The organism is Lachnoanaerobaculum sp. (assembly GCF_057250505.1).
This window is the reverse complement of the sequence record NZ_DBHIEQ010000029.1, coordinates 1-11086: the sequence shown is the minus strand read 5'-3', so window position 1 is coordinate 11086 and position 11086 is coordinate 1. Positions and strand designations below refer to the sequence as shown.

The 11086-nt window shown below is 35.6% G+C and carries 13 protein-coding genes, 1 tRNA gene and 1 pseudogene; 1 reads left to right on the top strand and 14 read right to left on the bottom strand.

The window, feature by feature from the left end; genetic code table 11:
• The 11 genes and pseudogenes from ACO6FI_RS10975 to ACO6FI_RS10925 form a co-directional block, all read right to left on the bottom strand.
• Positions 1 to 637 (bottom strand): annotated as a pseudogene (locus ACO6FI_RS10975) (TRAP transporter large permease subunit); the annotation flags it as partial.
• A 45-nt stretch (positions 638 to 682) separates the two neighbouring features.
• A complete protein-coding gene (locus ACO6FI_RS10970) occupies positions 683 to 1159 on the bottom strand; it encodes a TRAP transporter small permease (protein ID WP_485457364.1) in 477 nt (158 codons plus the stop codon).
• Positions 1160 to 1167: 8 nt separating this feature from the next.
• Positions 1168 to 2190, bottom strand: coding sequence for a TRAP transporter substrate-binding protein (locus ACO6FI_RS10965; RefSeq protein ID WP_485457363.1), 1023 nt, complete (start codon positions 2188 to 2190; stop codon positions 1168 to 1170).
• A 73-nt stretch (positions 2191 to 2263) separates the two neighbouring features.
• A complete protein-coding gene (locus ACO6FI_RS10960; protein ID WP_485457362.1) occupies positions 2264 to 2836 on the bottom strand; it encodes a YcxB family protein in 573 nt (190 codons plus the stop codon).
• A 155-nt stretch (positions 2837 to 2991) separates the two neighbouring features.
• Positions 2992 to 3729, bottom strand: a complete 738-nt coding sequence (gene truA, locus ACO6FI_RS10955; RefSeq protein WP_485457361.1) for a tRNA pseudouridine(38-40) synthase TruA — start codon at positions 3727 to 3729, stop codon at positions 2992 to 2994.
• Between the two features lie 4 nt (positions 3730 to 3733).
• Positions 3734 to 4540 (bottom strand): energy-coupling factor transporter transmembrane component T family protein, encoded by an 807-nt coding sequence (locus tag ACO6FI_RS10950; protein ID WP_485457360.1) that lies wholly within the window; start codon positions 4538 to 4540, stop codon positions 3734 to 3736.
• The gene (locus tag ACO6FI_RS10945; RefSeq protein ID WP_485457359.1) at positions 4533 to 5417 is read right to left on the bottom strand and encodes an energy-coupling factor transporter ATPase; all 885 of its coding nucleotides are present in this window, start codon (positions 5415 to 5417) and stop codon (positions 4533 to 4535) included. Before ACO6FI_RS10945 ends, ACO6FI_RS10950 begins: the two co-directional genes overlap by 8 nt.
• 18 nt (positions 5418 to 5435) lie before the next feature.
• Positions 5436 to 6290 carry an energy-coupling factor transporter ATPase gene (locus ACO6FI_RS10940; RefSeq protein ID WP_485457358.1) on the bottom strand — a complete coding sequence of 285 codons (855 nt, stop codon included), beginning with the start codon at positions 6288 to 6290 and terminating at the stop codon, positions 5436 to 5438.
• A gap of 63 nt (positions 6291 to 6353) precedes the next feature.
• Positions 6354 to 6427 (bottom strand) — tRNA-Arg (locus tag ACO6FI_RS10935).
• Positions 6428 to 6508: 81 nt separating this feature from the next.
• The gene (locus tag ACO6FI_RS10930; RefSeq protein WP_485457357.1) at positions 6509 to 7033 is read right to left on the bottom strand and encodes a hypothetical protein; all 525 of its coding nucleotides are present in this window, start codon (positions 7031 to 7033) and stop codon (positions 6509 to 6511) included.
• A 65-nt stretch (positions 7034 to 7098) separates the two neighbouring features.
• On the bottom strand, positions 7099 to 8262 hold the full coding sequence (locus ACO6FI_RS10925; RefSeq protein WP_485457356.1) for a transglutaminase domain-containing protein: 1164 nt from the start codon (positions 8260 to 8262) through the stop codon (positions 7099 to 7101).
• Between the two features lie 241 nt (positions 8263 to 8503).
• Here ACO6FI_RS10925 and ACO6FI_RS10920 point away from each other — a divergent pair, with 241 nt between their 5' ends.
• The gene (locus ACO6FI_RS10920; protein ID WP_298056977.1) at positions 8504 to 9850 is read left to right on the top strand and encodes an MATE family efflux transporter; all 1347 of its coding nucleotides are present in this window, start codon (positions 8504 to 8506) and stop codon (positions 9848 to 9850) included.
• Between the two features lie 27 nt (positions 9851 to 9877).
• Here the strand turns inward: ACO6FI_RS10920 and ACO6FI_RS10915 are convergent, their stop codons facing one another.
• From ACO6FI_RS10915 to ACO6FI_RS10905, 3 genes are read right to left on the bottom strand one after another with little or no spacing between them, the layout of a single operon-like run.
• Positions 9878 to 10288 carry a hypothetical protein gene (locus ACO6FI_RS10915; RefSeq protein WP_485457355.1) on the bottom strand — a complete coding sequence of 137 codons (411 nt, stop codon included), beginning with the start codon at positions 10286 to 10288 and terminating at the stop codon, positions 9878 to 9880.
• Between the two features lie 2 nt (positions 10289 to 10290).
• On the bottom strand, positions 10291 to 10779 hold the full coding sequence (locus ACO6FI_RS10910; RefSeq protein ID WP_485457354.1) for an SF0329 family protein: 489 nt from the start codon (positions 10777 to 10779) through the stop codon (positions 10291 to 10293).
• A gap of 19 nt (positions 10780 to 10798) precedes the next feature.
• Positions 10799 to 11029 carry a phosphohydrolase gene (locus ACO6FI_RS10905; protein ID WP_298056971.1) on the bottom strand — a complete coding sequence of 77 codons (231 nt, stop codon included), beginning with the start codon at positions 11027 to 11029 and terminating at the stop codon, positions 10799 to 10801.
• Positions 11030 to 11086: the final 57 nt, after the last annotated feature.

Below are 11086 nucleotides of genomic sequence, written 5' to 3'. Positions count from 1 at the left end.
GTATAGCCTCAATCACTATTTTAATTGCAGGAACATCTTCTTTTACAGTTGATGATTTATATCCCTTTTTATATGCAATAAACATTGCTACTATCAAAACACAAATGCCAAGTAATGCACCCGGAAGATATCCCCCCATAAAAAGTGCCGCAACTGAAACTCCGCCTGCTGTAATAGAATAAAGAATCAGCGGACCTGACGGTGGAATAATAATTCCTGTAGGTGCCGAACAAATATTTACAGCTGCGGAATAGTTCGGATCATAGCCTTCTTCAAGTTCAAGCGGACTCATAATACTTCCCATTGCAGATGTAGCCGCAACGGATGAACCTGAAATAGCACCGAAGAACATATTTGCAAGTACATTTGTAGCCGCCAGATATCCCGGAATCCAACCTACAAAGAGTCTTGCAAGTCGTACAAGTCTGTTTGCAATACCACCCTTATTCATTATATTTCCTGCCAATGTAAAGAAAGGCAATGCCAATAATGAAAATGAGTCAATACCTGAGAAACTTCTCTGTGCCGCTATAAATGATAAAACTCCGATACCCGGATTCGGATCAAAACTTGCCAGAGCAGTTACAATGGATGCTATACCTATACCGACTGAAATAGGAACTCCGGCAAATAACATTACAAAAAACACGCCAAAAAGCATTAAAACCGATTGTATAACCACTTATTTACCTGCCTTTCTTTCACTGAAATACTGAATATATTTTAAAACTCTTCCAAGTATCGCCAAAATACCTGACAACGGAAGCACTATATACAAAACCTTAAAAGGTATATGCATTACAGGTGAATAGTTGGTGGAGCTTATTGCCATACGGCCGCCACCATAAACAAATACTAAAAACAAAAATGCCAGTATACATACTTCGATAAAAACCGACAAGCACATTGCAGGTGTACCTTTGAGCTTATCCTTTATAAGATCAAGTGCCAAATGCTTATCCTTATAAAAGCAATATGCAGATCCAATCATACTTGCCCATATAAGCATATATCTCATAAACTCTTCAGTAAATGTAGAAGGATTCTTTAAAATCCATCTTGTAAAAATCTGCCATGTACCGCCAACTACAAGTGAACCCATAGCTACCGCCATCAAAAACTTCATGGCATTATCCAAAAATTTATCAAGTGCTTTCATATTTCCACCTATTTCTGTACTTTGAAATTTTGTATCTTTTCAACTATATTATAAACTTCAGGCTGTTCAGTCTTTAAAGCATCATATATCGGCTTACAAGCTTTCTGGAATGCAGCTTTATCAACATCTGTAACAAACTCTACACCAAACTCATTTTTTGCCTTATCTACAACCTTATTCTCAAATTCCGCCCATTTACCTATATATTCCTGTGATGCATCTCTTGCACACTCATTCATAATTTCTCTTTGTTCATCACTCATTTCATCCCAGATTTTCTCCGACATAACTATAATATCAGGTATTCTGGTATGCTCATCATATGAATAATAATGTGCCACTTCACCATGGTCTCTCATAGCTGTAACATTATTCTCAGCACCGTCAATTACACCCTGCTGCAATCCTGTATAAATATCCGAATATCCCATAACGGTTGCAGAACCTCCAAGTGCCTTCATCATATCAATAGCCATCTTTGAATCCATTGTTCTTATCTTAAGCCCTTTCAGATCCTCCGGCTTTCTTATAGGCTTCTTTACTGTATAGAATGATCTTGCACCTGAATCCAACCATGTAAGTCCTCTAAAGCCGTCAGTTTCTGTAGACTCATACACTTCTTTTGCTATATCGCTGTCCATTACACCGAAATAATGTTCCTTATCATTAAAAACATATGGTACCGCATATGCATTATAAAGTTTTGAAAAATTTCCCAATGTTGATGCGGAAACTTTTGCCATATCAAGTGCCTGCCCTTGAATCTGAGCAATCATATCTGTTTCAGAACCCAGAGTACCGTTTGGAAATATTGTGATATTTATAGTACCATGTGATTTCTCTCTCACATTTTCCACAAACTCCGATAAAACAATATGTACAGTATGATCCTCAGCCATATTGTGACCAAGCTTTAAATTAAAGACTTTTTCACCTGCATCATTCACTGTAAATCTTGGTGCACCACAAGCTGTAAGTGAAAATGCCGTCACTCCTGCCAGTACACCGGCAATAATTTTCTTTATTACCATAATAACCTCCTAAATTTTATGTGGAACATATTCCTATATAATACAAATATACGGATTAACCATATATCTGTAATTATTTTCTACTTTTTAAAATATCCAATAAGTCAAATAAATTAATTGATATCAGACTTTTTGTTGATTCAAAATTCTTACATGTTCTTTCTTCCAAAAATGATTCAAATGACTCCGTTATAGGTTTATCAATATTTTTCAAAAAAATTTTCAATTCATTTTTATCAAGCATTATTGCATTTGATCTTCCCATAAAGATGTAAATATATTTCTTATCCGAGGCTAAATGTTCTACTTTTGAATAATCTATATTCATTGATTTCTTCTCTGTAATTGTAAAGTTTGAACCTTTAAACTCGTACTTAAACTTCGGATACTCATTCCCGAACTTTCTTATATTTTCATCAGCTCTAAGTCTTGCCGGAAAATCGGTACTTGAAATAAACCACGCTCCTACAGCAATCATTATTCCCTTTATAGGAGTTGCTACACCAATAAGTATGGCTGATATTACAATTATTGCTCCTAACAAGAGTCTGAATAAAATGGTTCTTTTTTCATAAATTCTAAACTCTGTTACAAATAAACTGATAAGAGTGTTCTTATCATGTTTAATACCTGCCGAATATAACATATTCCTCCTTTATTTTTAATGATTGTACTATTTTTCTTAATATATTTACTACACTTATCTTGCTTTTTATGCTTTTATTTTTACTTATCTTGCTGTCTTTTGAAAAACTTTGTTATAAATTTAATAAAAAAGGATGCGATCATCTCGCATCCTGCTTAAATATATTCAATTTCAACTAAAGTCAGTCCCTTTGCAGGCATTGTCTGCCCTGCAAGTTTTCTGTTTTTTGCTTTCACTATCTCTGTGATATAACTTGGCGGATAAACACCCATACCGACCTTTATAAGAGTACCTGCTATAATACGAATCATATTGTAGAGGAAACCGTCACCTCTTATTACAACAGTAATCATATCTTCATCCTGTAATACTTCCAAAGAAAAGATGGTTCTTACAGGTGATGAGGCCTGAGATTTCTGTGAACAAAAGCTTGTAAAATCATGTGTTCCTATAAAGTATCCGCTTGCCTCTCTCATCTTCTCAACATCCAGATTGAAATAGCAAAAATGTGCATAAAGTCTTTCTGTAGGTATATCAATCTTTCGATTCAAAATTCTATAGGTATATGTCTTTATACAGTCATTCTTTCTCGGATGCCAACCTGCTTCCACCTCGTCGGAATATTGTATTCTGATATCATCAGGAAGTCTTTGATTGATTGCAAATGCGAACTTATCTGCCGCCATTCTTGCATTGGTATCAAATACGGCCACATTTCCATAGGCATGTACTCCCGAGTCTGTTCTGGAAGCACCTATTATCTCTATTTCTTCACCTGTAAGTTTTGAAATGGCATTATTTAATACTTCTTCTATAGTTATTCCATTAGGCTGCTTTTGCCAGCCGCAATAATTTGTACCGTCATAGGATACTATAAGTCTTATTCTTCTCATTACCCTACTTCCTAAAAACAAAAACCAAAGCAATACATATAAGCATATATATCAAATAATATAAATAAGCTATTATATCAATCTTCTTATATTTTAAAGGTTTGAGCTTGGTTCTGCCCTCACCGCCGTGATAGCATCTGGCTTCCATCGCCATAGCAAGATCTGTAGCTCTTCTCATTGCGGAAATAAAAAGCGGTACCAAAAGCGGAACCATTGCCTTTGCTTTTTGTATTATATTTCCCGACTCAAAATCGGCACCTCTTGCCATCTGAGCCTTCATTATTTTATCTGTTTCCTCTATCAATATGGGAATAAATCTAAGTGCAATTGACATCATCATTGATATCTCATGCACCGGTATCTTTATAACCTTCAAAAATCCAAGACTTTTTTCAAGACCGTCTGTAAGTGCATTCGGTGTTGTGGTAAGTGTCATTACTGAAGAACCTACTATAAGAAAAATCAGTCTCATTCCCATAAACAGCGATATTCTGATACCCTCTCTTGTTATCTTAAATATCCAAAGTTTAAATACAACTTCACCGTCTGTCAAAAACAGATTAAAACTTACACTTATTATAAGCAAAACAAGTACCGCTCTAAGTCCCTTTAACATAAACTTTACAGGAACCTTTGACAGTCCTATAGCAATTACCAAAAAAAGGATTGCAAGTCCGTAACCCGGCCATGAGTTTGCCAAGAAAAGAGAAATAATAAAAACCATAGTTCCGAAAAGTTTTGTTCTCGGGTCAAGTCTGTGTACAAAAGAATCTACAGGATAGTACTGTCCCAATGTAATATCTCTAAGCATTTTTATCCTTTCTCTTAATGTATTTTAATATTGCATCTCTCGCTTCCTCTATTGTGGTAATATCATCTCCCAAGTCGATGCCTTCTTTTTTCAGTCTCTCCACTATATAAGTTATTCCGGGAGCACTGAGTCCTATACTTTCAAGGAATTTATACTGTTTGAAAACTTCCTTAGGTGTTCCGTCAAGCACAAGTTCACCCTTATTCATAACAAGCAATCTGTCTACATACTTTGCTACATCTTCCATACTGTGTGATACAAGTATAACGGTCATGTCTCTTTTTTTCTTCAGTTCAATAATTTCATCAAAAAGCTCATCCCTGCCCTTCGGGTCAAGCCCTGCCGTAGGTTCATCCAATATAAGCACCTCAGGATTCATCGCCAAAACTCCGGCTATGGCAACTCTTCTTTTTTGACCTCCGGAAAGTTCAAACGGTGATTTCTTATAAAAGCTTTCATCAAGCCCGACAAGTGCCAGACTCTCCTTTGCTCTTGCTTCTATCTCAACCTCAGATAGCTTTTGATTTTTCGGACCGAATTCCACATCTGAAAGCACATCCACCTCAAAAAGTTGATGCTCAGGATACTGAAATACAAGTCCTACCTTTTGTCTTAAAAGTCTTAGGTCATATTTCGGAGCATATATATTTTCACCGTTAAAGTAAAGTTCACCTGAAGTGGATTTTATCAGTCCGTTTAGATGCTGTATCAATGTTGACTTTCCTGAGCCTGTATGTCCGATAATCCCTACAAACTCTCCCCTTCTTATCTTAAATGATACATCTTTTAAGGCATACTGTTCAAAAGCAGTTCCTTCTCCATATATAAAGTTTAATTTTTTTGCTTCTATTTGAATATCTTGCACATTTTCTTGCATTTTCTTCTCCAAATGTGTTTATTTTAGTATAGGTAAAAGGTTATCTACCAACTCATCCAATGTAAGTATACCGTCAGGCAACTCTAATCCCGCCTTCTTCAATTCATATGCCAGTTCGGTTGTACTCGGTACATCAAGCCTCAGCTTCTTAAGCTCTTCCACATGAGAAAAGACCTCTTTCGGTGTTCCATCCATTACTATCTTTCCCTCATCCATGACAATGACCCTGTCTGCTTCTATAACTTCTTCCATATAGTGGGTAATAAGTATTACGGTAATATTTTCCTTTTTATTCAGTTCAAGTACTGTCTTTATAACTTCTTTTCTGCCGTTCGGATCAAGCATGGCTGTAGGTTCATCAAGTACAATACACTTGGGCTTCATAGCCATAATACCTGCTATGGCCACTCTTTGCTTTTGTCCTCCTGAGAGTTTGTTCGGGGATTTATATCTGTAAGCGGTCATTCCTACCGCTTCAAGTGCAGCATCTACCCTCTTCCACATCTCATCTGTCGGAATGCCTATATTTTCAGGTCCGAATGCCACATCTTCCTCCACTACATTTCCTATTATCTGATTGTCCGGATTTTGGAACACCATTCCCACCATCTTTCTCAAATCAAGCAGTGTTTCATCATTTGCGGTATTCAAATCTGAAATAAATACAGTTCCCTCTGTAGGTAATAATATACCGTTTAAGTGCTTTGCAAATGTGGATTTACCGGAGCCGTTATGTCCTAAAACCGCCACAAAATCTCCTTGAGTGATATCAATATTTAAATTGTTGATAGCCCTTTTCACATCCTCTACATTGTCCGCTTCATCTCTTGTTATATAATCAAATATAAGCTTTGTTGCCTTTACTATTCCCATATTTTCCTTTTACTTACTCTTTATAAAACAAAAGCCTCAGCAAGGTTGCTGAGGCTCTAAAAACGTGCGTGAGAAGATTCGAACTCCCGACACCTTGGTCCGTAGCCAAGTGCTCTATCCAGCTGAGCTACACACACATTGCAAGTATGTATTCTACATGAACGGTGTGTATTTGTCAATAGGGTTTTTATATCGGAGTTGAAAATTATGCTATTATGCTATTTTCTCTGTAATCTTAATGCATCAATTTCTTCTTTGCTTGCTAACTCAAAACATTTTTTCGCATTTCCTTTGTAAATCACATACACATTTTTATATAATTTAAGATTATAATCTAACATATTAAGATATTCCAAATTATCATAGCTTTTTGTATGTGGATTATAATAACAATAATATCCCATATCAAATATGATATTGTCGGCATTTATATACCTATGTTGTGATTTCATGGCATCATGAAAATGTCTGTACATCTCTTCATCTGAATATACACCTCTGTGTGTAGGTATAATTGTAATATTAGCCCTATGATATAGGGCGCATACTTCATCTGACATGTCAACTTCTCTAAAAAGTTTATCAGTATTTAAATCAGGCAAATTAGTATATACTATTGCATATACAAATGATAATGATGCATATCCTGAAACACTCATAGCATGACATGGAGTCCAGGAAATATAATGGATACTTTTTCCCATATCAGGCATAAATTTTATATCATCAATTATTTTTATCATATCCACTCCTTATAATAATTAGTTAAAACCATCCTATACTTGTTTTATAGCTCATTACTCCCCATTTACGGTTGCGGGACATCCGCTTCATTATAATCCTTTATTACATGGTCTGCTGAGAGTAATCCCACATTTATATCAAAATAGTGATATCCTCTTAATCCGGTATTTTTTTCAATACCTCCGTTTCTCCATGCATTATCACTGTCCCAGGTTGTATCAAGTATTACCCATCTTCCATTTGCCCAAAACTCATTCCAGGCATGGTTTGTATCTTTACTCGGATCAAAATTCTCAGGCCAATAATCATTTGATACACCCAAAGCAAATCCGGAAATTTTTTTTGCCGGAACTCCGGCTGCCCTTAATAGTGCCGCTGTCAGGTTTGCATATCCGTCACAGACGCTTCTTTTCGAATGCAATGTTCCAAGCGCTGAGGTATCCATCCCAATATAGTTTCCGCTTAAATATCTGTCCCAATCATAATAAATATTGTTGCATACCCAGTCATGTATTGCCACTGCTTTATCATAGTAATTAGTAATTCCGGCTGTAATACTGTTTGCTAAATCTATTATTTCCTGATTATCACTTTGAATATCACTTGACGACTGCCTATAATATGCCAGTGCTTTTTCATCTGTTCTTTTATTGTTCACTACAGCCATATTGTGATCATAGTATGGATATGGTACAAAACTTAATTTTCCATCTTTATATAATATTTCTATATCATTTCCATAAATTAATGATTTGTAGGAACCATATCTTTCAGAAGAAGCGTACAAATTCACAGAATACTTTCCCTCAGATATTTTATCTAAGTAAAAGCTTATGCTTCCTGTACTGTTACTAACTATATTGTTATAGACTTCTTTACCGTTACTGTCTTTTAATATGAGCCAAATACATTTATATATAGATATCACAGGTATTTTATCTATACCAAGCAGCTTTCCCTTTATGTATATACTCTTAGGATATCTTTCCGAACTGTTCATCTCTATTCTGTAATCAATATTGGTATCATAGCTATACTGACTTACATTAGTTGTTTTTGGCTCCTCAGAAATAATTCCGGTTTTATTTTCAAAACTAATTTGCTCAATTCCCGGACCTGTAGCAGCTACTGATGTGAACAAACTTCCTGTACTTAGCAAAAGTGTAACTGATAAAGCTGTTACTCTTTTTAACAGTCTTTTTGACTTTTTTTCTTTTCTTAAATTCATACTATACCTCTTTCTTTTAGTGTATTTCACAAAACACTCTAATAATATTTTATACTTTTTATTCCAAAAAAGAATACCTTGAACTTACATTTGGCATGTGTAATTTTAGTGTAAGTCTCAAGAACCTTTATTTACAAGGTTTTGGAGTATTTTAAAATTTGACTTATATTACTGTTCCACATATAATGGAACAATCACCCGAAGGTTTAATCTTTCGGATAATCTAAAACGGAGGATTGATATGCATAACAACTCTTCTTTTAATAAAGATATAGTAAGACTTGCCATACCTATAGTCATACAAAATATCGTTACAACCGCTGTAGGTTCGGCTGATGTTATAATGCTTGGCTTTGTAGGACAAGATGCACTTGCGGCAGGTTCACTTGCAAATCAGATAATGTTTATTTTAAACCTGGTATATGCAGGTATTGCATCCGGTGTCATTATGCTGGCGGCACAGTATTGGGGCAAAAATGATACAAAGACTATTGAAAATATAATGGGTATCGCAATGCAGCTTTCCGTTGCCATATCAAGTGTGTTCTTTATACTTGCATTCTTTTTCCCCGGATTTTTGATGCATATTTTCACAAATGATACCAATTTGATAGTCTCAGGTATACCGTACTTAAGAGTTGTAAGCTTTTCATACCTGCTGATGAGCTTTTCACAGGTTTATCTTTGCACGATGAGAAGTGTCGAAAGAGTAAACTTCTCTACCGCCGCATATACGGTGGCATTTTTACTCAATATCGTTTTGAACGCAACTTTTATATTCGGATTTTTCGGTCTTCCGAAACTGGGTATCATAGGAGTGGCACTTGCAACAGTTATCGCAAGAGGTGTAGAACTTACCATATGTATTATAGACAACTTCATACCTAAGTCTATACACTTCCGTCTAAAGACAGTCTTTAATACAAATAAAGTTCTGTTTTTAGACTTTTTAAAATACTCCATGCCTGCCTTCGGCAATGAAATAGTTTGGGGAATTGCGTTTTCAATGTATTCTGTAATAATGGGGCATCTTGGAGGTGATATAGTTGCCGCAAATGCTGTTGTAGTAGTTGCCAGAAACTTCGGAACCGTCGTATGTTTCGGTATAGCAAATGCAGGTGCAATAATACTTGGTAAATCTATAGGCTCAGGAAACAGTGACACTGTAAAAGCAGATTCTTCTCATTTCTTAAAAATAACCGCACTGTCGGCTTTACTTGGAAGTATTGTTATATTTGTTTTAAGACCTGTATTTTTCAATATGGCAACACTGACTCCTACTGCAAGAGATTACCTGAGTATAATGCTTTATATAAGTATGTACTACATTTGGGGACAGGCTCTGAATACAGCCTTTATATGCGGAATTTTCCGCTCAGGAGGCGATTCAAAATGGGGATTTATCTGCGATGTGATTGATATGTGGGGATATGCCGTTCCGCTTGGCTTTATATCGGCTTTTGTTCTTAAGCTTCCGCCGATGTGGGTATATTTCCTTATATGTACCGATGAGTTTGTAAAGATTCCATTTGTATACAAACATTATAAGAGCTATAAATGGCTGAAAAATATTACCAGAGATTTCTAAAATAAGGGGCAAAACCGCCCCTTATAACTATAATTGTATCCATTCCAATCCGTCTACGCTCTTTAATATCAGTATACTCTTTTCATACCTGTTTTTAAGCACAACTTCATCTTCCACTGATATATCACTATACCAATGATTAAGACTTGCATATTTCCCTCTGTGAATATCAACGATTACAGTAGTTATAGGGTCCCAGGTTTTCTTTTTAACACTCTCTACAATTACATAATATGCGTCTAAGAATACAAGATTTCTTCCATACATCCAAAACGGTAGTTCTCTATCTAACAGTGGAAGCTTAGCTGAAAAAATAAAATCTCCCATCGGCGGCTCCGTTTCATAGTTTAATACAATCTCACTTCCATAATATGCGATTTCTGCTCCATATGCACCTACACTTACAGGCACACCCTCTTCGGCTATTATAAAATCCATTTCTATATCCCTTCCGCATTCATTCTGATAGCAAAGAACTCTTTAAATGTATCGTCTTCGTTTTCTATAGTTTCTTTCATGGATATAAGTTTTCTTTTACCGACTCTTCTGTCCAAAACAGCAAATATCCTGACAAGCATATTTTCACTGTATAGACTCTTTTCAATGCTTTGGTTATCAAACTCATCAAATGCACGATAAAAGCACCTCTGATCGAATACACCAAGCTTTATGGCGGTATCATCAATATAGGCACATTCTTCTCTCATACGTCTTTCATACTTTTCATCTTTTGGAAAAGACGCCGCTTTTGTCCAATTATAATAATAACAACCCTTTATAATCTCTTTACCTTTATATCTTATAGCTGCCCTACCTTCATGATCCGGAGATCTGCTATAGGATGTTGCAAAGTAGCTGATATCACCCTTTAAACTTTCCGCCAGATATTCGCTTTCCATTCTTTTTCTAATACCGCTCCAAGTTGACATTTTTCCTCCAAATCATAAACTATACACTGTCTACATTTTCAAAATATTCATCCAAATGATGATATATCTTCATATCCTCATCTACATCATCTCTTAAGACAATACATATACTTTTATTCTCTGTATCCGTAAAAACATAATTATGCTCACCGTAGTAAGCCTGATAACCGCATCTTTTTAGAGTCAATATCTGACCGACACTAAGTTTAAAAATATTCTTTCTGACAATATAAGCCTTACCTGCCTCCATACTAGTATATCGAATAATTATTAACTGTTACAAACTTCGTTGGTTTTAATTCCTGCT

Bases quoted from the DNA above. Each gene is read 5' to 3' on its own strand.
- ACO6FI_RS10905 (WP_298056971.1), bottom strand. From the start codon at position 11,029: ATGGAGGCAGGTAAGGCTTATATTGTCAGAAAGAATATTTTTAAACTT.
- ACO6FI_RS10970 (WP_485457364.1), bottom strand. From the start codon at position 1,159: ATGAAAGCACTTGATAAATTTTTGGATAATGCCATGAAGTTTTTGATG.
- ACO6FI_RS10940 (WP_485457358.1), bottom strand. From the start codon at position 6,290: ATGGGAATAGTAAAGGCAACAAAGCTTATATTTGATTATATAACAAGA.
- ACO6FI_RS10910 (WP_485457354.1), bottom strand. From the start codon at position 10,779: ATGTCAACTTGGAGCGGTATTAGAAAAAGAATGGAAAGCGAATATCTG.
- ACO6FI_RS10950 (WP_485457360.1), bottom strand. From the start codon at position 4,540: ATGCTTAGAGATATTACATTGGGACAGTACTATCCTGTAGATTCTTTT.
- ACO6FI_RS10920 (WP_298056977.1), top strand. From the start codon at position 8,504: ATGCATAACAACTCTTCTTTTAATAAAGATATAGTAAGACTTGCCATA.
- ACO6FI_RS10965 (WP_485457363.1), bottom strand. From the start codon at position 2,190: ATGGTAATAAAGAAAATTATTGCCGGTGTACTGGCAGGAGTGACGGCA.
- ACO6FI_RS10930 (WP_485457357.1), bottom strand. From the start codon at position 7,033: ATGATAAAAATAATTGATGATATAAAATTTATGCCTGATATGGGAAAA.
- ACO6FI_RS10915 (WP_485457355.1), bottom strand. From the start codon at position 10,288: ATGGATTTTATAATAGCCGAAGAGGGTGTGCCTGTAAGTGTAGGTGCA.
- truA (WP_485457361.1), bottom strand. From the start codon at position 3,729: ATGAGAAGAATAAGACTTATAGTATCCTATGACGGTACAAATTATTGC.
- ACO6FI_RS10960 (WP_485457362.1), bottom strand. From the start codon at position 2,836: ATGTTATATTCGGCAGGTATTAAACATGATAAGAACACTCTTATCAGT.
- ACO6FI_RS10925 (WP_485457356.1), bottom strand. From the start codon at position 8,262: ATGAATTTAAGAAAAGAAAAAAAGTCAAAAAGACTGTTAAAAAGAGTA.
- ACO6FI_RS10945 (WP_485457359.1), bottom strand. From the start codon at position 5,417: ATGCAAGAAAATGTGCAAGATATTCAAATAGAAGCAAAAAAATTAAAC.